General features: G+C 54.3%; 16 protein-coding genes. 11 read left to right on the top strand and 5 right to left on the bottom strand.

What is annotated here, in order from left to right; all coding sequences use genetic code 11:
• Positions 1–3 precede the first annotated feature (3 nt).
• The 9 genes from cobT (at position 4) to ACGHAD_RS10840 (ending at position 6,907) form a co-directional block, all read left to right on the top strand.
• Positions 4–1,053, top strand: a complete 1,050-nt coding sequence (cobT, locus tag ACGHAD_RS10880) for a nicotinate-nucleotide--dimethylbenzimidazole phosphoribosyltransferase (protein ID WP_382415059.1) — start codon at positions 4–6, stop codon at positions 1,051–1,053.
• Positions 1,043–1,630, top strand: a complete 588-nt coding sequence (locus ACGHAD_RS10875) for a histidine phosphatase family protein (RefSeq protein ID WP_382415061.1) — start codon at positions 1,043–1,045, stop codon at positions 1,628–1,630. Before cobT ends, ACGHAD_RS10875 begins: the two co-directional genes overlap by 11 nt.
• Positions 1,631–1,633: 3 nt before the next feature.
• Positions 1,634–2,446 carry an adenosylcobinamide-GDP ribazoletransferase gene (locus tag ACGHAD_RS10870; protein WP_382415063.1) on the top strand — a complete coding sequence of 271 codons (813 nt, stop codon included), beginning with the start codon at positions 1,634–1,636 and terminating at the stop codon, positions 2,444–2,446.
• Complete coding sequence (gene cbiB / locus ACGHAD_RS10865; RefSeq protein WP_382415065.1) at positions 2,440–3,378, top strand: adenosylcobinamide-phosphate synthase CbiB; 939 nt, start codon at positions 2,440–2,442, stop codon at positions 3,376–3,378. Before ACGHAD_RS10870 ends, cbiB begins: the two co-directional genes overlap by 7 nt.
• Entirely contained in the window at positions 3,371–4,420 is a 1,050-nt protein-coding gene (locus ACGHAD_RS10860) for an aminotransferase class I/II-fold pyridoxal phosphate-dependent enzyme (RefSeq protein WP_382416625.1), read from the top strand. The genes cbiB and ACGHAD_RS10860 overlap by 8 nt, the downstream gene beginning before the upstream one ends.
• A 63-nt stretch (positions 4,421–4,483) precedes the next feature.
• Positions 4,484–5,362 (top strand): cobalamin-binding protein, encoded by an 879-nt coding sequence (locus ACGHAD_RS10855; RefSeq protein WP_382416627.1) that lies wholly within the window; start codon positions 4,484–4,486, stop codon positions 5,360–5,362.
• A gap of 106 nt (positions 5,363–5,468) precedes the next feature.
• Positions 5,469–6,326, top strand: a complete 858-nt coding sequence (gene yghU / locus ACGHAD_RS10850; protein WP_382415067.1) for a glutathione-dependent disulfide-bond oxidoreductase — start codon at positions 5,469–5,471, stop codon at positions 6,324–6,326.
• 28 nt (positions 6,327–6,354) lie between these two features.
• Positions 6,355–6,705 carry a hypothetical protein gene (locus ACGHAD_RS10845; RefSeq protein WP_382415069.1) on the top strand — a complete coding sequence of 117 codons (351 nt, stop codon included), beginning with the start codon at positions 6,355–6,357 and terminating at the stop codon, positions 6,703–6,705.
• A gap of 16 nt (positions 6,706–6,721) precedes the next feature.
• Complete coding sequence (locus tag ACGHAD_RS10840) at positions 6,722–6,907, top strand: hypothetical protein (protein WP_382415070.1); 186 nt, start codon at positions 6,722–6,724, stop codon at positions 6,905–6,907.
• Between the two features lie 111 nt (positions 6,908–7,018).
• Here the strand turns inward: ACGHAD_RS10840 and ACGHAD_RS10835 are convergent, their stop codons facing one another.
• Positions 7,019–10,387, bottom strand: coding sequence for a LamG-like jellyroll fold domain-containing protein (locus ACGHAD_RS10835; protein ID WP_382415072.1), 3,369 nt, complete (start codon positions 10,385–10,387; stop codon positions 7,019–7,021).
• A gap of 338 nt (positions 10,388–10,725) precedes the next feature.
• Here ACGHAD_RS10835 and ACGHAD_RS10830 point away from each other — a divergent pair, with 338 nt between their 5' ends.
• Positions 10,726–13,494, top strand: a complete 2,769-nt coding sequence (locus ACGHAD_RS10830) for a TonB-dependent receptor (RefSeq protein ID WP_382415074.1) — start codon at positions 10,726–10,728, stop codon at positions 13,492–13,494.
• A gap of 251 nt (positions 13,495–13,745) precedes the next feature.
• Here ACGHAD_RS10830 and ACGHAD_RS10825 read toward each other — a convergent pair whose 3' ends face one another.
• The 4 genes from ACGHAD_RS10825 to purM are packed head-to-tail and all read right to left on the bottom strand — an operon-like array spanning position 13,746 to position 16,761.
• Positions 13,746–14,228 (bottom strand): peptidylprolyl isomerase, encoded by a 483-nt coding sequence (locus ACGHAD_RS10825; protein ID WP_339614842.1) that lies wholly within the window; start codon positions 14,226–14,228, stop codon positions 13,746–13,748.
• Between the two features lie 59 nt (positions 14,229–14,287).
• Positions 14,288–15,034, bottom strand: a complete 747-nt coding sequence (locus ACGHAD_RS10820; protein WP_339614843.1) for a DUF3108 domain-containing protein — start codon at positions 15,032–15,034, stop codon at positions 14,288–14,290.
• A gap of 15 nt (positions 15,035–15,049) precedes the next feature.
• A complete protein-coding gene (purN, locus tag ACGHAD_RS10815; protein WP_382415075.1) occupies positions 15,050–15,706 on the bottom strand; it encodes a phosphoribosylglycinamide formyltransferase in 657 nt (218 codons plus the stop codon).
• Positions 15,707–15,708: 2 nt separating this feature from the next.
• Positions 15,709–16,761, bottom strand: coding sequence for a phosphoribosylformylglycinamidine cyclo-ligase (gene purM, locus ACGHAD_RS10810; RefSeq protein ID WP_339614844.1), 1,053 nt, complete (start codon positions 16,759–16,761; stop codon positions 15,709–15,711).
• 243 nt (positions 16,762–17,004) lie between these two features.
• Here purM and ACGHAD_RS10805 point away from each other — a divergent pair, with 243 nt between their 5' ends.
• The gene (locus ACGHAD_RS10805) at positions 17,005–18,111 is read left to right on the top strand and encodes a DUF2066 domain-containing protein (RefSeq protein ID WP_382415076.1); all 1,107 of its coding nucleotides are present in this window, start codon (positions 17,005–17,007) and stop codon (positions 18,109–18,111) included.
• The last annotated feature ends 1 nt before the right edge of the window (position 18,112 follow it).

Below are 18,112 nucleotides of genomic sequence, written 5' to 3'. Positions count from 1 at the left end.
GTTATGACAACTGCAACAATACCCGATTGGGTAAACCACGTTATCACCGCGCCTAGCGCTAGCGCTGAGGCCGAGGCCCGCGCTCATCAAACACAACTGACTAAGCCTGCCGGCTCGCTGGGGCGGCTTGAGTCATTGGCGGTCGCGTTTGCCGGGTTCCAAGGGTGCGTTAAACCCACATTAGAGCGAATTGTTATTCGCGTATTTGCCGCCGATCACGGCATTGCCGCGCAAGGCACCTCGGCCTACCCGCAAGAAGTAACCGCGCAAATGCTGGCCAATTTTTGCCACGGCGGCGCGGCGGTATCAGTATTAGCCGGGTTGCTTGATGCGGATTTTCGCGCGGTTAACCTAGGTTGTGTGGGTAAAGTGGCGCCCCATAAAAATCTTATCGATAACACCATTGCCTCGGCTACCGCCGATTTTTCATCGGCACCGGCGATGACGGCGGAGCGACTCAGCGCGGCCTTAAATGCCGGTTTTGCACAGGCGCAGCAAGGCGATTTATTTATTGGCGGCGAGATGGGTATTGGTAACACCACCTCAGCGGCGGCTTTGCTTGCCGCGTTGTTTCACTTGGCGCCAGAGGCTATTACCGGTAAAGGCACCGGCATTGATGAGGCCACTTTAGCCCGCAAGACCCAGCTGATTGGCAAAGCGCTAAAGCTGCACCGAGATCAGTTAACAAACCCCGCAGCAATATTGCAGCGCTTGGGCGGCTTTGAAATTGCGGCCTTGGTCGGCGCCTATATTGGCAGTGCCCAGCAGGGTGTGCCGGTGTTGGTCGATGGGTTTATCAGCACTGCTGCAGCGGCTATTGCTGTGGCCCTGCAGCCAACCCTTGCGCCTTGGCTGTTGTACGCGCACTTATCGAACGAATCTGGCCACAAATTAGCGCTTAATAAACTTAACGCCCAACCTATTTTAGCGCTGGATATGCGCTTGGGTGAGGGCAGTGGGGCGGCATTGGCCGCCGGTGTTGTTCGTCAGGCATTGGCACTACACAACACCATGGCCACCTTTGCCGATGCCGGTGTGAGCCATGCAGATTGATTTGCTGCGCCATGGCGAGTGCGAGGGCGGAGCGATTTTTCGCGGCTCAATGGATGTAGCGCTTACCGAGAAAGGTTGGCAACAAATGCAAAACGGTTTGGCCGAGTTAAATGCCGGTTGGAGCCGCATTGTCAGCTCGCCGCTGATTCGTTGCGCCCGGTTTGCCGAGGCGCTGGCCAACAATACCGGCTTGCCCCTTGAGAGGCAAAACGACGTGCGCGAGATTTGCTTTGGCGAGTGGGAAGGGCAATCAGTCGAGCGTATTTGGCGCGAACAATCCCAGCTGTGCAACGCCTGGAGCCGCGACCCCGATACCACAACGCCGCCCGGCGGCGAGCCCTTTACGCAGTTTCGCGCTCGCGTGTTAAAGGCTTTAACGACACTTGAGCAACACTATCCACAAGAGCGCTTGCTGATGGTGACACACGGCGGCGTGATTAAACTGCTGTTAACCGAGGCCTTGGGCACAGGGGCTGCGGGAATGATGCAGTTGAATGTCGGTTATGGTTTTAGCACAACAATTACTGTTACTAATGGCGAGTTGACGCACGAGCCATTAGGCAAAGGTCGGGTTTAAGGTATGTCGCAAAATGCACGGGTAGGCGCGCTACAAGCCATGTTGTACGCCTTAATGTTTTTAACCCGGTTGCCGGTAGGCCGCTGGCTGAATGATGTCGACGAGCAAACCGCTAAACGCGCGGTATTGTTTTATCCGCTGGTGGGCTTGCTGATCGGGTGTTTGCTGACCCTGGCCGCCGGGGTATTAATGCCGTTAGGTGCGCCCTTGGCGGCCGCGTTAGTATTGGTGTTGTGGGTGGCGGTTACCGGTGCGCTGCACCTTGATGGTTTAGCCGATTGCATGGATGCCTACTACGCCGGCCATAAATGTGTCGATGCAACGCAGCGGCGCGAGAAAATTTTAACCGTGATGCATGACCCCGCGTGTGGCGCGGTGGCGCTGGTATCGTTGGTGTTACTCTTGTTGGTTAAATGGGCAGCTTTGTCGGCGTTGTTTACCCTTGCTGCAGATTCATCAACACTTGTTATCTTGCCAATCTTTATTGCACTTGTTATTTCTGCGGTATTGGCGCGCACTATTATTTTACCTTTTATGGCGTTAAACGATTACGCCCGTCAGGATGGTCCGGCCTCTGTGAATGACGCCACCCATAAGCACGTTTACTGGGCGATTGCGTTGGTTGTTTTTGTGCTGTGCGGGCTATTGGCCGGGGTGTTAACGGCATCCGCATTGTTGTTGGCATTAGTTGTATTAATGTTGTACTGGGCACAATTGTGGCGCCGCCAAATTGGTGGCTACACTGGCGATTGCTTGGGCGCCTTGGTAGAGCTTGCCGAAACGCTTACGTTAATTGTACTGGTGGCCTTGTGGTAACGGCCCTTGCGCTATTGCTTGGGGTGTCGCTCGATTACCGTTTGGGGGAGCCGGCGCGTTTTCACCCGTTGGTGGGTTTTGGTTATTGCGCCGATAAAATAGAGCGGCATTTTAACCGAGGGGGTAATGGTTCGCGCTTGATGGGTGTGTTGGCGTTATTGCTGTGTATTTTACCGGCGCTTTTGGCCAGTAGTTACTTGTGGTGGTGGCTGCTAAACACTTACTCGCTATTGACGATTGTGGCCGGTGGTGTCGGCTTGTATTTTACTCTGGGCTGGCGCAGTTTAGTTCAGCATGTAGCAGCCGTGCAGGTTGCGCTTGAAACGCCAGATTTATTAAAAGCTCGCACGGCGGTAGCGCGTATCGTCAGCCGCGATTGCGAACAGGCCGATACGTTACAAGTGCGCCGTGCAGCGCTTGAGTCACTGCTTGAGAATAGCGCCGATGCGGTGGTGGCACCGCTGTTTTGGTTCGCCGTGGCAGGTTTGCCCGGTGCGATTGTGTACCGTTTAAGCAATACCTTAGACGCTATGTGGGGCTACAAAAATAACCGTTTTTGGCATTTTGGTTGGGCGGCGGCTCGCTGGGATGATGCGCTCAATTTTTTACCGGTGCGCTTAACAGCATTGGCGTTTGCCGCTGTAGGTGATGCGGCCGGGGCCCTACAAAGCTGGCGCAAAAGTGCGGGCCACTGGGCAAGCCCGAATGCCGGCCCGGTTATCAGCGCGGGCGCTGGCGCTTTGCAGTTAAGTTTGGGCGGCGGGGCTTTTTACCATAAGTGTTGGCACGATAAGCCCGCAACGGCCGGGGCGCCGCCAGCGTCTGATGCCATACCGCGCGCGCTAGGTTTAGTGAGCCGGGCATTGATCTTGGTGGTTGTTGTGCTTGTGTTGCTGGCGCTATTAATAAATAGAGTCGCGCTTGATGTTTGATGAGTTTGCCCCAGCATTACCCCATGGCGGCGATTTAACCTACGCCAGTGCGGTTTTTGGCGAGCCGGATGAACCCTGGCAAGATTTGTCGACCGGTATTAGCCCTTGGGGTTACCGGGTGATTAATATCCCCTCGCATGTTTGGCGCGACTTGCCCGGTGCCAATACGCTGTTGTGCAAGGCCGCCGCCGAGTATTACCAATCGCGCCCGGAGTTTGTGGTGCCCGTGCCTGGCAGCCAGTTTGCGCTGGGCCAGTTGCCGTTGTTATTGCCACCTGCCGCAGTGGCGCTGCCAGCTATTGGTTACGCCGAGCATGCAAAAGCGTGGCAGCAAGCGGGGCACCAGATTGTGTTTTACGATGCTATCGCCCAATTGTGCCAACTTGCCGAGCAAGCCACGGTTACTCACGCGGTGGTGATTAACCCTAACAACCCCACGGGCGAGGTCTGCCCGCTTAATACGCTAGAGTTTTTACACAGTATTTTGCCTGGCGTTGTATTGGTGGATGAGGCTTTTATCGATGCACTCGCACTGCCAAGCGCCGTTATATTGTTGCCCAGCCTTCCGCGTTTGTGTGTGTTGCGCTCGGTGGGTAAATTTTTTGGGTTGGCTGGGGTAAGGCTTGGGTTTTTGCTTAACAGCGCAGAGCTGGCCGAGCCGTTGCGGCAAACATTACCGCCGTGGGCTATTGGCCACCCAGCGCAGTGGTTGGGTGAGCGGGCGCTTAATGATCGCGCTTGGCAGCTGGCCCAGCGGTTGCGGTTGCGCGACGCACAGCAACAGTTGTTAACGCTGCTGCAGCGGTTTGTAGGTGCTCAGTGTACCTTAGCCGGCGGCGGCTTATTTGTTACCTTGCGTGGGCCGTGGCACACGCTGATGCATTTGTACCAACGTTTAGCCGAGCAGGGTATTTATACCCGTTGGTGCCATTGGCCCGAGCCCACTGGGGCCACCGTTAATGCCGATGCCTGGTTGCGTTTCGGCTTGCCCATCGATGGCGGCACGCGTTTAGCGCGTGTGTTAACCACCATCACGTTATAGGAGTAGTTTGTGAGCGATATTTTTGCTGGCCGTTGCGGTAAGCGCTGGAGTGTTTTGGCACTGATGTTTTGGCTTGGCGCTATTGCGGGTGCGGTTTGCGCCGCGCCTATTGAGGTGACCGATGCGCGGGGTAAGCTGATTACCCTTAACGCACCGGCTGAACGAATTGTCGCGCTGGCGCCGCACTTGGTGGAGAACGCCTACAGTGCCGGGGCGGGCGGTAAATTAGTGGCGGCGGTGAGCTACAGTGATTATCCGCCTGCGGCCCAAAAACTGCCTGAGGTTGGCACCTACAAAACGGTAAGCTTAGAGTCGGTGTTAGCGCTTAAACCCGACTTGGTACTGGCCTGGTCGTCCGGTAACGGTTTAACCGCTGCCAATCAGCTAGAGCGGCTGGGTATTACCGTGTACGTCGATGAGCCGCGCACACTTGACGATATTGCCCGCGAAGTGCGCACTATTGGGCTTTTAGCAGGCACTGCGCAAGCGGCTAATAAAACCGCTGATGCGTGGCTTGCACGCTTACAAAAGTTGCGCGAGGCTCACCATAGCAGCAAAGCCGTATCGGTGTTTTACCAAGTCTGGAACCAACCGTTGCAAACCCTTAACGGTGAGCATTTAGTGAGCGATGTGATTCGCTTGTGTGGTGGGCGCAACGCGTTTGCCGATGCCGTATCGCTGGCGCCAAAAATTAATGTAGAGTCGGTACTGGGGCGCAACCCCGATGTGATTGTCGCCAGCGGCATGGGTGAGGAGCGCCCAGAGTGGTTGGACGAGTGGAAACAGTACCCGGCGTTAACGGCGGTTGCCAATAACCATTTGTTTTTTGTGCCGCCGGATATTATTCAGCGACATACGTTGCGTATATTGGATGGTGCCGAGTTGATGTGTCAGCGGCTTGACCAGGCGCGTGCTCAAATCACTGTTTCTGAGCACCCATAATGCCGACTATTAGACACGCGGATTTGAAAAACTTGGTTAGCCTCTGTTGCTATAACCTGATACGCGTTAAGGTACTTCAGCATCATTAATCAGTCAGGAGCTTTGTATGAGTGATGAGTATACCCCACCCAAAGTGTGGACCTTTGACAGCGAAAGTGGCGGCACCTGGGCCAAATTAAATCGCCCCGTCGCGGGGGCCACCTTTGAGCGCGAGTTACCCAAAGGCAAACACCCGTTGCAGTTACACTCTCTGGCAACCCCTAACGGGCAAAAAGTCACCATTATGCTCGAAGAGCTATTGGCCCTGGGCGAAACGGGTGCCGAGTATGATGCCTACTTAATTGATATAGGTGAGGGCGATCAATTCTCGTCCGGTTTTGTCGACGTAAACCCCAACTCTAAAATCCCTGCGTTGCTCGATTGCTCGGGCGCTACGCCCCAGCGTGTGTTTGAATCGGGCGCTATTTTATTGTATCTAGCGGAAAAATTTGGTCAGTTGTTGCCCGCTGATGCCAGCGCGCGCGCCGAGGCGCTTAACTGGCTGTTTTGGCTACAGGGCTCGGCGCCGTATTTGGGCGGCGGCTTTGGGCATTTTTACGCCTATGCCCCTGAGAAGTTCGAGTACCCGATTAATCGTTTTACCATGGAGACAAAACGTCAGCTGGATGTGCTAGATAAGCAGCTTGCCAGCAACCGCTATTTGGCGGGCGAGACTTATAGCATCGCCGATATTGCCACCTGGCCTTGGTATGGCGGCTTGGTGTTGGGCGCCTTGTACGATGCCGGTGAATTTTTAGATGTGACAAGTTACACCCATGTACGCCGCTGGGCGCAAGAGATACTTGAGCGCGATGCGGTGCAGCGGGGCCGCATTGTGAATCGCCCGTGGGGCGAGCCTTGGGAGCAATTACGCGAGCGGCATAACGCGGCCGATATTGATAACGTTTTAAAACTCAAGCCCTAGGGCGTGAGTTTTTGGTCGGGGTATAAACATGCGAGTATCAGCTTTAGTGTTACTGGGATTGTTGCAGGGGTTGTTGCTCTCAGGTTGTGCGAGCGCCCATGAGATAAGCCTTGTGGGCGGGCAGGAGTACGTTGTTCCGGACGAGAAGCTATGGGTGATTAAAAACACCCCGGTGGCATCGTGCCGGGTTTGTACCGCTGACGTTTATATCAAAGGTGAGCTAAGCAATGTTGAGATTGCCGGTGTGATTTTTCACGGCGAGTTTGATTTTTCTGTTAGCGCTGAGCATCATGGGGCGATCAAGATCTACCCTGGCACACGGGTGTGGTTAGGTGATACCCGCCGTGAATTGCTGGTTAATGAAGAAGCGTTGCCTTAACGATAGGGTTGCCTAAATGACCAACGTTGTTCCGTTTAAACGCCCCAGCCCGAAGCAAAAGCACAAGGGTAAGACTTTGTGTAAAAGCGGTTTTCATAAGTGGCAGGTGGTTACCAGTCAGCAGTTTGATACCAAGCAGGGGAAGCTGGTCACACGCTATAAGTGTGAGCGCTGCGGTAAAGAGAAAGTCGAGGCGCATTAGCGCGAGCCCGGCGGCAAAAGCTGCGATGGGGATTTCTTTAATTTATCTTTAACGCCACAAAAAAAACGCCCCGAAGGGCGTTTAATTTGTACTTTTAACAAGGCGTTGGTGTTACATATTGCCTTCTTGATAGAGCGTGGTGACGTCTTCGGCCGAGATTGGCTCATCAAAAATCTTCAGCTCGTCCATCATGCCGGTGTAAGGCGTATCCCAAAAGTTAACACCAATGCCAAACTGCGTGGTAGCGGCAGGGGTGAATACGTCGGGGAAGTTGGCACCTGCGAAGGTTTCAACACCGTTTAAGTAAAGTTTAAGGTTGCCAGCATTGTTGACCGCGACAAAGTGCGTCCAGCTTTTGGCCGGAATTTGACTGCCGGTATCGCCATCGTACCAAGCGGTGCCTGACCACAGCATGGTGTTGCCATCGCCGGGGCCAAAGGGAACCACGCTAATCCAGCTTGCATCGGTTGCCGCGCCAAAAAAGGCGGGGGTAAACTGCGCTAAGACGTTAGGGTTTAACCACATCGAGATACTGTAGGTGCTGTCGGTAATCAAGTTGTTGGGCAACTTAACACCGGCGGTGCCGTCGAGCATCAGGGCTTTACCGACTACGCCATCTAAAAAGTTTACCACGCCGCCAGTGTTACCCAAGCGGTCGGCGGTGGCGGTGCCCATACCAAAGTTACCGGTGCTGTCGGCCAGGTCTTCCTCAAAGCTGAAGGTGGCGACGGGCTCAGGTGGTGCCAGCGAGCTAACGGTGGCGACAAAGGTTTTGCTGGTTGCCTGGCCATCAAGATTGATCGCGGCGGTTAGAGTGACATCGACATTACTTGATTCGCGGCCGGGGCGGGTGACTACGCCTGTGTCAGCATCAATGGCGATCACCGACGGGTCGGACGAGCTCCAGCTAATGGCTGAGGCGTAAGGCCCGGTTACCGGCAGGTACAAATCGTCTTGCACGGCGCTGATATCGCCCAAGTCGAGAATCTGCTCGGCCGAGGCCAACAGCTCGGAGGACGGCAGTTTGTCGATGTCGAGTGCTTTAATTTCGCCACCGGCGAGCGCCGCTTCGTAGATGTTGAGTTCGTCGATCAGGCCGTTAAAGGGAATATCCCAGTAGTTAACGCCGAGGGCAAAGGTGCCTTCGTTGTCGCTGAAAAAGTCGCTAAGGTTGCCCGCCGAGAATTTTTCTTCGCCATTGATAAACACTTTAACCAGTCCGCGCTTCACCGAGAAGGCAACGTGCGACCAGGCCATCTCGGGGATGCGTTCGCCGGTAGTGCCATCAAGCCACGCCTCAGAGCCGCTCCAGAACATGGTGTTGCCATCCCAGCCTTGCGGTAAGAGGTTAATCCAGTTGTTGGAGAATGGATTGCCGGCATCGTCTTGCTGAATATTTACCGCGCCAAAAAACGCTGGCGTAAAGCCGGTAATAACGTTGGGATTAACCCAGAAAGACACTGTGTACTCGTAATTGTTGATTAAGCCCTGGGGCAATAACACCCCATTGCTGCCATCAAGCGACAGCGCCTGTCCGTCGTGACCGCTGCTAAAGTCCACCATGCCTGTGTTAAACACGCGATCACCAGTGGCAGAACCAGCGGCAAAGTTACCTAAGGTTTCGCTGAGGTCGCCTTCAAAGTCAAACGCGGCGACCCGGTTAAAGGTTTGGCGCTCGGGCACAACAATGTCAAACGCTTGGCTGCTGCTGGCGCCCTGACGCGAGACGGTGGCGGTTAAGCGCACGCTCTGGTCGCCATCACCGGCATTGGGGCGAATCACAGTGCCATCGGTTTTAATAACGCGGCCGTTGTCACTGCTCCAGCTAATGGTGCTGCCACGAGTGCCCACAGTAGGTAAATCGATCGCTTCGCCTTTAAAGTTTTCTGGCAGGCTCAAATCGTCCAGTACCGCTTGTATGACTTGAGCATTATCCTGCTCGGGTTGTTGTACACCCCAAATGGTGGCGCCATCGCCGTTTAGTGCGCTAAATACCGGCGTTAAGGTTTCGCTCGGCGCATCCCACTGCCACCGCATAACACCTTCGTAAGAGGTGTCACCGTCGATAAACACGGTAATGCGGTTTGGCTCGTTGTCGTATAAGCGGTAATAGCCGGTTATGTCGCCGGTAATTTCACGGTTGTCGGTGAGGGTAATGGCGACCGATTGTTTTGCTTCGCGGTTGATGTCTTTGCCGAGGTTAATAAATTTGTAATCGCCGACAATATCGCCCGCATCGACAATGTTATCGCCTTCAATCGGGGCGTAGCGCTCGGGTGAGGCAATTAACCAGCCGTCGGCATTAACAAACATTTCGTGTACACGAATCGCATGGCCTTCACCGCGGTTGGGGAAGCGCGTGTGGGTAATTAAAAAGTGTTGCCCGGTGGCTTCGTCGTAATAGGCCGAGTTGTGTCCCGGTGCCAAGTAGCCACGACTTGCGCTGGCGTCGCCGGTGTAGGCGTTAAAGTTAAAGCCGCCCATCAGTTTTACGCCATAGGGTTCAATACTGTCCCAACCACCACGGGCGGCGGCTATGTCGTTGCCAGCGGCATCAAGGTAAGGGCCGTCTGGAGTGCGTGAGCGGGCAATGCGAATATTGTAGCCATCGGTCGAGACAAAACCGCCGAACGAGGCAAACAAATAATAGTAATCTGACTCGGGGCTATAGAGTACGTAGCTGCCTTCTATCGAGCTGTGATCACCACCGGTTAAGTGCTTGCCGTAACCTTGGTTGGGTTTGGGCATGGCGGTGGCTTCGTCCATTTCTAAAATAAAGATGCCGCCAGCGTAAGAGCCGTAAGTCATCCACAATTGGCCGTTTTTGTCGTAAAAGGTATCTGGATCAATGGTGTTGGGGTTAACAAAGCCGTTGTAGCTTTCCATGTCGCCCACGCCAAAACCGGCATCAATCTCGGCGTCGCTTTGGCCCGAGCGCAAAAAGATTCCCAAGTCGCTGTAGGGGCCGAGAATGTCGTCCGCGACGGCCACCCCTAAATAAGAGCGAGGAGCATCGCATTCGCCGGTATCGGGATTGGTGCAGTGGTTGTAGTAAAAGTAGTAGCGGTCGTCACTTAACTGAATAACGTCCGATGCCCACGAGCCGGCGTAACCACCGGTCCATTCAATGCCTTCGGCTACTTCGATGTCGTAATTGCTAAACAGTGGGTTGGCGGCAAAGTCGGGGGTTTCTAAATTGATGCCCGGGGCGACTTGCTCCCAGGTGACCAAGTCGGTCGATTTAGCCGCGGCCAAATGTGACCCGACTACATAAAAGGTACCGTCGTTGGTGCGAATCACCGAGGGGTCGTGTACCGGAATGTCGTTGTAGGCAATAGCGCTGGCGTCGACGGTAGGGTCGGCGGCTGTTTCGGTGTCGGGTACCAGTTGCGCGGGTGCTTCTTTACGATCACTGGAGCCGCCGCAGCCATATAGGGCGATGACGCCGCTCATAACCAGTGCGAGATTGTTCAGTTTCATTGGGTTACCCCTTTCATATTTATATTTATATCAACGGGTTTTCGTAGGCGCCGGCCGGTATTTGTTTACTGACGGCGTTACAAAATCATCATTACATTTATTATGGTAATACAATATTATTAATATTTGTAGAAAAATTTATGGTGCTTAGCTGGATTTGGGCGATATGGCGTGCCAGAAAGGTGTTATTGGAGGTGTTTTGGTCGTATTGACCATATCTGTTGTTTGTGTTGACTTAAAATAAGTCATACAATATTATCAGATCTTGATCAGTATAACCCGCCTCGATCGTGCTAACGCTGAGGCTCTAATAACTCTAATGAAGGGGATTATCACCCATGTTTAAGCGCTCTGTATTAAGCAGTGCTGTGGCTTTGGTTACGGCCGTTCAGGCTCACTCTATTTACGCACAAGACGATAGCGAGGCTTTACTCGAAGAGGTTGTGGTTACCGGTATTCGCGGCAGCTTAACCGAGGCGATCGAGCTCAAGCGGGAAAACATTCAAATTGTTGACTCTATTGTCGCGGAAGATATTGGTAAGTTTCCCGATAACAACGTCGTTGAGGCGCTGCAGCGGGTCACCGGTGTGCAGGTTACCGGCCGTGGCGCGGGTGAAGTGAACGCTGTGACGATTCGTGGCTTGGGTGATGTTTCTACCACGGTGAACGGCCGTGAGATTTTCACCTCTACCGGCCGCTCGGTGGCGTTGGCCGATATCCCCGCCAGCTTGCTGAACCGCGCCGATGTTTATAAAACCCGCTCGGCCGAACAGATCGAAGGCGGCATTGCCGGCCAGATTAATGTTTTAACCAATCGCCCGTTTAATTTTGACGATTCCAAGTTTGTCGTCGCGGCGCGGGGCATTTATCAGAGCAACTCGGAAGAGATCGACCCGAATATCAGTATGTTGCTGAGTGATCGCTGGGACACCAGCGCCGGTGAGTTTGGTGCGTTGGTGAATATCTCGTACGCCGAAACCAATTATCGCGACGAGAATATTTGGATCGGTTCGCTCGACCCGTATCGCTACGACGATTTCTCGCGTATTTCGGGCGATTATTATCAGGTGGGTACCGTTGAGGGGATTCCCTCACAGCCGGGCTCTAGCCTGAACGTTAACGGCCAAGACGTGGAGTATTATTTGCTGCGTGACGCGATGGGGATGACTGATTTTACCGGTCACCGTGAGCGCCCGGCGGCGAACGTCTCGTTGCAGTGGGCCCCAAATGATACCTCCGAGTATTTGTTTGAAGCCTTTTATAATGGCTATCGCAACGAGAGCTTTAACAACTTAGTGTTTATTAATACCAACGGTGCCAGCCATTTCCGTAACCCCGATTTTTACGATGGCACCAACGTTATTAAAACTAATTACATTAATAACGCTAGCATGTTCACCAGTGGTGATGGCAGCAGTGGCGATACCGACAGTTTTGTCTATGCCTTGGGTGGTAACTGGAACATTGGTGACAGTTTAACCCTTGAATCTGAACTGACCTACCAAACCAGCGTTTACGAGCGCTCATTTCAGGCGTTGCAAACGTCGGCCATGCGCGACCGCTTAGTGGTGGATTTTAACTACGATGACGGTTTGCCGTTGGTGGCGTTTTTGGATGATGCCACCACCGCCAACGTGGATGAAAGCGTGTTAACAAACCCCGCCGATTGGCAGATGTCGAACTTTTTTGACAACAGTGGTCGCGATGAGGGTGACGCCATTACCTGGACGATGGATGGCGACTATACCACCGGCTGGGATTTTATCGAGCGTTTAAGCTTTGGTGTGCGCTACGATGTGCGCAGCGCTTTGTCGCGCTCGCGGGACCAAAGCTCTGGTGCCTGCAGCATGGATGGCAACCCCTGTAATATTGCCGATATCGCAGGCCTTGCGAGTGTTACGCAAGATGATTTTCTGGATAACGAAGCTAATGTACCCAACCAGTGGTTGGTGGCCGACGGCTACTTTTTATCTGATAACGCCGAGCTAATGCGCGGCCTGTACGGTTTGCAATCGGGCGGCTCGGACTTCTTAGATGCCAGCACCTTTGATATCGAAGAGACCACCGCGGCGGCATACTTTCAAGCCGACTACGCCTTTGAGTTGGGCAGCCAGATTATCGACGGTCAAATTGGTGTGCGGGTGGTAGATACCGACAGCGAGCTGAGCTTTAACGAGTCGGCGGCAACACAAGTTAACTCTAACAGCAGCTCGACCGAAGTGTTGCCTAACTTTATGGTGCGCTACGAAATTACCGAAAACTTAATGGCGCGTTTGTCTTACGGTAAATCTATCCGCAAGCCTGATTTCGGCCAGCTAAACCCCACCATGAGCTTGACCCCGCCGGCGGATTTTACCAATGCCGAATACGGTTTTGCCAACAGCGGCAACCCCAATTTAAAAGCGGTGGAGTCGATCAATACTGACCTGTCGCTGGAGTGGTACTTTGCCCCCAGTAGCAGCTTGTACGGGGTGTTGTTTTCGCGCGACATCGATGGCTTTGTGTTTACCGCCAGTAAGGCGATTGAGGTTACCGATAACCCAGATCCTGAGTTAAATGCGAAGTATGTGTTGTCGCAACCGTCTAACGCCGGTAAAGGTAAGCTCAACGGTATCGAGCTGGGCTTTCAGTACTTTCCCGATAATGTCCCCGAGTGGCTGCAGGGCGCCGGTGTGCAGGCGAGCTACACAAAAATCGATGGCGAAACCAACGACCCTATTTTTGGCCCCGACACTGACGACGGCCCGGGCGAGTTAATCGGCTATGAGACTAAGCCGTTAATTGGTGTGTCCGACTCTAGCTACAGCGTGGTGCTAGCGTACGAGAAAGCCGGCTTCGATGCGCGTTTGTCCTATGTTTGGCGCGATGATTTTTTGCGTGGTTACAATGCAAATTTTGCCATGCCCGCAGGCGATTACTCTAAGCCCGAAGCCAATATGGACTTTCAGTTAAGTTACGACGTGACCGAGTCGTTGATGGTGACCTTTGATGCTACCAACCTAACCGGTGAAGTGTATCGCGGTTACTACACCGACCCTTACCTGTACAACAACGGCGCGTCTATTTTTAGTAAAACCTACGCGTTGGGTGTGCGTTACTCAATGTAGGTATTGCATCAGTAAACAGTTTTCAGGGGGCTTCGGCTCCCTTTTTTGTGTCTGTTGGTTAAATAAACGAGGCGCACATTGGCGAGTTTTCAGCGCTGACAACGGAGTGCGAAGACACAAGCTTGCGCTGCGCCGTGATGGGTATTGGGGCGAGTAAGCGAGCGGGTAGCGAAGTAGGGGCTTGATGTTATGACGTGGGCTAGCTAGCGGGTAGGAGTCGGGGCCGGCCGGTAGCCGGCCCCGGAGCAATATTAGTGCTCGTGACCACCGGCACCGTGAGCGTGGCCGTGGGTTTTTTCTTCTTCGGTCGCTTCGCGAATGTCGGTAATCTCAACATCAAAGTTCAGATCGACGCCCGCCAGTGGGTGGTTGGCATCGACGGTAACCATGTCGCCGTTAACCGCCGCGATAGTCACAACTTGTGTACCGTTTTCGGTTTGCGCGTGAAACTCCATGCCTTCTTCGACTTTATCAACGCCGGTGAACATGTTTGCTGGCAGCTCTTGCATCATGGCGTCGTTGCGCTCGCCGTAAGCTTCAGCGGCAGGAACAGCCACTTGCAGCTTGTCGCCAACTTGCTTGCCAACAAGCTCTTTTTCCAAACCTGGGATGATGTTGCCGGCACCGTGCAAGTACGCCAGCGGCTCGCGGCCGTCGGACGAATCGAGTACCTTGCCATCTTTATCCGTCAGGGTGTAATGGAAGCTGGCAACGCAGTTGTCAGAAATAGTCATAAAATAACCTTTGCTTTTGATGAGTGAACTGTGACGTTTCACCTGCCTCGCAGGCCGTCTTAATTAAATGACGAGATTTTCTTTCCGTCGATCTCGGCCTCGTCGATGTTGATGGTGTACACATCGCCGTCTTCTTCTTGCTGCATACGCACTAACAGATAACTATATTTGGGCGCCATCCAGGCGTAGGTAATACGGTCGCTGTCTTTGCGGGTGCGTTTAATTTTTACTGTGTCAATTTGCCCTAAGGGCGTTTTTAAGCGCTCGTTGCCGACAATGGCAAACTGGTACTCTTTGATCTTACCGCCATCGGCTATGGTGTAGGCTAGGTTTTCAGTTTTGCCGGCGATTAAGTCGCGCTGCAACTGGATCTGAAAGCTCACCTTATCCTGTGTGCCCAGAGGAACATTCATCTTCCAGGGGTTGTCGTTAATATCGTTAACGACTTTGCGTTTTTCCCAGTCAAAGGTAACACGCGCCTCGCGGTCGCGGCCTAGGCCCGATCGATCGTAGGTGTAAAGCTGTGGTTGTAACAGCTGGTCCTCGGGCGAGCTAAAAATGCTTACCTCTTCAATACTGGCCACTAGCGAGTCGGCAAAAAATCGCAGCTTGTGGCGGTTGTCATCCAGCGGTATTAGCTCGTGGGTGACGGTGACGGTCATACCGTACACCGATGATTTATAGATGTTGCGAAATTGATTGGGCGCCGCCGCGTCGTTGGCGGCAATTGCCTGTGGTAACCAGCAGCTTGCTGCTAGTGTCGCCCCTGTGAGTAAACTCAGGGTAATACGTTTAAGTCGTGTCATAAATCCCTTACGCCGTTATGAGTTCCTTACTTGGTAACCGCTGGACGGCAAAGGTTCACCGTCAAGCAGTACCTGATTCGCGCTCATGGCTAGACGCCCTTCACAAAACCAGCGCACCGCCATGGGGTAGATAATATGCTCTTGCTGCTGTACGCGCGCCGCCAGTGTCTCGGCGTCGTCGGTGGCAAGTACCGGGACTACCGCCTGAATAGCCGCCGGGCCGCCGTCTAGCTCGGCAGTGACAAAGTGTACTGTGACACCGTGCTCGGCATCGCCGGCATCCAGCGCTCGCTGGTGCGTGTGCAGCCCTTGGTATTTGGGTAGCAGCGACGGGTGGATGTTAAGCATCCGCCCGGCAAAGTGTGTGGTAAAAACCGGGGTTAAAATCCGCATAAAGCCGGCCAGAACCACCAGCTGCGGCTGCAGCGCATCGAGCTGTGCAATTAATGCCTGGTCAAATGCGTCGCGGGTATCGTAGCCTTTGTGGTCGAGCGTGATCGCTTGAATACCGGCGTTTTGCGCGCGCTCTAGGCCGCGCACACCTGGACGGTTGCTGATCACCGCGACAATATCGATAGGCAGCTCGCCACTTTGCTGGCCGTCAATTAAGGCCTGCAAGTTGCTGCCGCTGCCCGAGATAAGTACCGCGACCCGTGTTTTAGCCATTGTCATGCTTAGCGTAAACCATCCAGTTGTACTTGCTCTTCGCCCTTGGCAGCGTCGGCGATGTGGCCCACCAGCAGCGCTTGCTCGCCAGCAGCTTGTAGTTGGGTGATGGCCTCGTCGGCGCGCTCGGCGGGTACGGCGATGATCATACCGATACCGCAGTTAAAGGTGCGGTACATCTCGCGTGCGTCAACATTGCCCGCCGCTTGCAGCCACTGGAATACCGGCGGTAGTTGCCAGGCGTTGGTATCGATTACCGCTTTGGCGTTGTCGGGCAGAACCCGGGGGATGTTCTCCAGCAGGCCACCACCGGTAATGTGCGATAACGCGTGCACAGGCATCGACTTGATCAGCTCGAGCAGCGGTTTAACGTAAATGCGAGTAGGGGCCATTAGCGCGTCGGCTAAGCTCTGGCCGCCGCAATCTTGTTGTAAGTCGGCGCCGGAGACGTCAATGATTTTGCGGATCAGTGAGTAACCGTTAGAGTGCGGCCCGCTTGAGGTAATACCGATAAGCGCATCGCCCGAGCTGACTTTGCTGCCATCGATGATCTCGGACTTTTCTACCACGCCGACACAAAAGCCGGCTAAATCGTAATCTTCGCCTTCGTACATGCCCGGCATTTCGGCGGTTTCACCACCGACCAGTGCGCAACCGGCCAGCTCGCAGCCGGCACCAATGCCGGTTACTACGTCCGAGGCAACATCCACATTAAGTTTGCCGGTGGCGTAGTAGTCGAGAAAAAACAGCGGCTCGGCGCCGGCCACGATCAGATCGTTGACGCACATGCCGACCAGGTCAATACCAATAGTGTCGTGTTTGCCCAGGTCCATCGCTAAGCGCAGCTTTGTGCCTACGCCATCGGTGCCCGATACCAGCACTGGCTGGCGGTAGCCCTCGGGCAGCTCGCACAGAGCGCCAAAGCCACCAAGGCCGGCCATGACTTCTGGGCGACGGGTGCGCTTGGCAACACCTTTAATACGCTCTACCAACGCGTTACCGGCATCGATGTCTACACCAGCGTCTTTATAACTTAACGATTGCGGGGTTTTCTCGCTCATAGCGGCCTAGGGTCTCTCGTGCTGTGCGCCGGCCTCGACTACCGGAGGGCGTCAATGGGTGGGGCGCCGGGTCTGAAAGGCGCACATTCTAGCAGTTAATAGTGCTTAATTGCAGGTAAAGGCGGCGATATTTCACAGACAGATCCATTTTATTGCCACTATCATCGCTACACGCTGATAACGACAAGAAAAGCGCGGCATTGCCTGTTACAATGCGCGAGCTTCATTGTCAGAGTTCGGCAGTTGGGAGACGAGACGCTGATTATTCGATATTTATTATTCATCTGCGCCCTGGCGCTGGCAGGCACGGCAAGTGCCGACAAAGTGGTCGATCTCTACAGCGCCGAGGCGCTGGTTAAATCGCAATCTGAGGCGCAGCGCGGCGCGGCCGCCAAGCAGGCACTGGCCGACACGCTCGTGCGCGTGTCTGGGTCGAGCGCTATTGTCGATAACCCTGTGGTGCGCCAAGCGTTGGTGCGCGCTCAGGATTACGTCTACGAGTACAGCTACGTTTCTACCGATGAAACCCTAGAGACGCTCGATGGCAGTGAAGTTGCCGCGTCGCGCTTGCAGCTTAAGTTTTCTCCACCTTTGGTCGAGCAGTTACTGCGCGATGCCAACCTGGCATTTTGGCCCGCCAATCGCCCTACGGTATTGGTGTGGCTCGTGGCTAATACGCCCTCGGGCCGCGATGTGGTGAGTGATTTACCTGCTATGACCGTATTGCGCGATCGCGCGCAAGAGCGCGGTTTACCCCTGATGATCCCGCTGTTTGATTTGGAGGATCACCTCGCCATGCCCGCCGATGCGCTGTGGCAAATCCAAGAGCGACAAATTCGCGAGGCGTCCGAGCGCTATCGCGCCGACGCCATTGTTGTGGTGCGTGCCAGTGAGTTATCGGGCGAGCGTTGGCGGGCCGATTGGCAATTAATGCATGACGATGGTGCCCCCAGTTTTGACTCGGAAGGTGACTCCCTAAAGGCGTTGCTGCCCGCGGTCATCGATACCGTCGCCGATCATTTTGCCGCGCGGTACGCCATTAGCCCCACCGAGGCGGGCGATGCCAATGTCGTGTTGCAAGTGAATAACGTTGCCAGTTTTGCCGATTATAAAAAGGTCGAGAATTATTTGTCGCAGTTGGCCTTGGTGCGGCGCACACAACTGGCTAATTTGAACACCGATGGTTTGACGTTAAAGTTGGCCACCGAGGGTGATATAGCTCGGTTGCAAAACACCTTATCGCTGGGCGGCGTATTGGTGCCGGCCTCCGACAGCGTTAGTTTGCCGACCAATCGCTATCTTGTGCCGGGCACGGCCAGTGCGCCCTTGCAGTATCGTCTGGCACCTTGAG

It is taken from the genome of Gilvimarinus japonicus (assembly GCF_042847215.1).
GTDB lineage: Bacteria > Pseudomonadota > Gammaproteobacteria > Pseudomonadales > Cellvibrionaceae > Gilvimarinus > Gilvimarinus japonicus.
Note: the sequence above shows the minus strand (reverse complement) of the source record. Positions and strands in the feature narration are given on the sequence as shown.

Coding starts and splice junctions, on each gene's coding strand:
- cobT (WP_382415059.1), top strand. CDS start 4: ATGACAACTGCAACAATACCCGATTGGGTAAACCACGTTATCACCGCG.
- ACGHAD_RS10875 (WP_382415061.1), top strand. CDS start 1,043: ATGCAGATTGATTTGCTGCGCCATGGCGAGTGCGAGGGCGGAGCGATT.
- ACGHAD_RS10870 (WP_382415063.1), top strand. CDS start 1,634: ATGTCGCAAAATGCACGGGTAGGCGCGCTACAAGCCATGTTGTACGCC.
- ACGHAD_RS10860 (WP_382416625.1), top strand. CDS start 3,371: ATGTTTGATGAGTTTGCCCCAGCATTACCCCATGGCGGCGATTTAACC.
- ACGHAD_RS10855 (WP_382416627.1), top strand. CDS start 4,484: ATGTTTTGGCTTGGCGCTATTGCGGGTGCGGTTTGCGCCGCGCCTATT.
- yghU (WP_382415067.1), top strand. CDS start 5,469: ATGAGTGATGAGTATACCCCACCCAAAGTGTGGACCTTTGACAGCGAA.
- ACGHAD_RS10845 (WP_382415069.1), top strand. CDS start 6,355: ATGCGAGTATCAGCTTTAGTGTTACTGGGATTGTTGCAGGGGTTGTTG.
- ACGHAD_RS10840 (WP_382415070.1), top strand. CDS start 6,722: ATGACCAACGTTGTTCCGTTTAAACGCCCCAGCCCGAAGCAAAAGCAC.
- ACGHAD_RS10835 (WP_382415072.1), bottom strand. CDS start 10,387: ATGAAACTGAACAATCTCGCACTGGTTATGAGCGGCGTCATCGCCCTA.
- ACGHAD_RS10830 (WP_382415074.1), top strand. CDS start 10,726: ATGTTTAAGCGCTCTGTATTAAGCAGTGCTGTGGCTTTGGTTACGGCC.
- ACGHAD_RS10825 (WP_339614842.1), bottom strand. CDS start 14,228: ATGACTATTTCTGACAACTGCGTTGCCAGCTTCCATTACACCCTGACG.
- ACGHAD_RS10820 (WP_339614843.1), bottom strand. CDS start 15,034: ATGACACGACTTAAACGTATTACCCTGAGTTTACTCACAGGGGCGACA.
- purN (WP_382415075.1), bottom strand. CDS start 15,706: ATGACAATGGCTAAAACACGGGTCGCGGTACTTATCTCGGGCAGCGGC.
- purM (WP_339614844.1), bottom strand. CDS start 16,761: ATGAGCGAGAAAACCCCGCAATCGTTAAGTTATAAAGACGCTGGTGTA.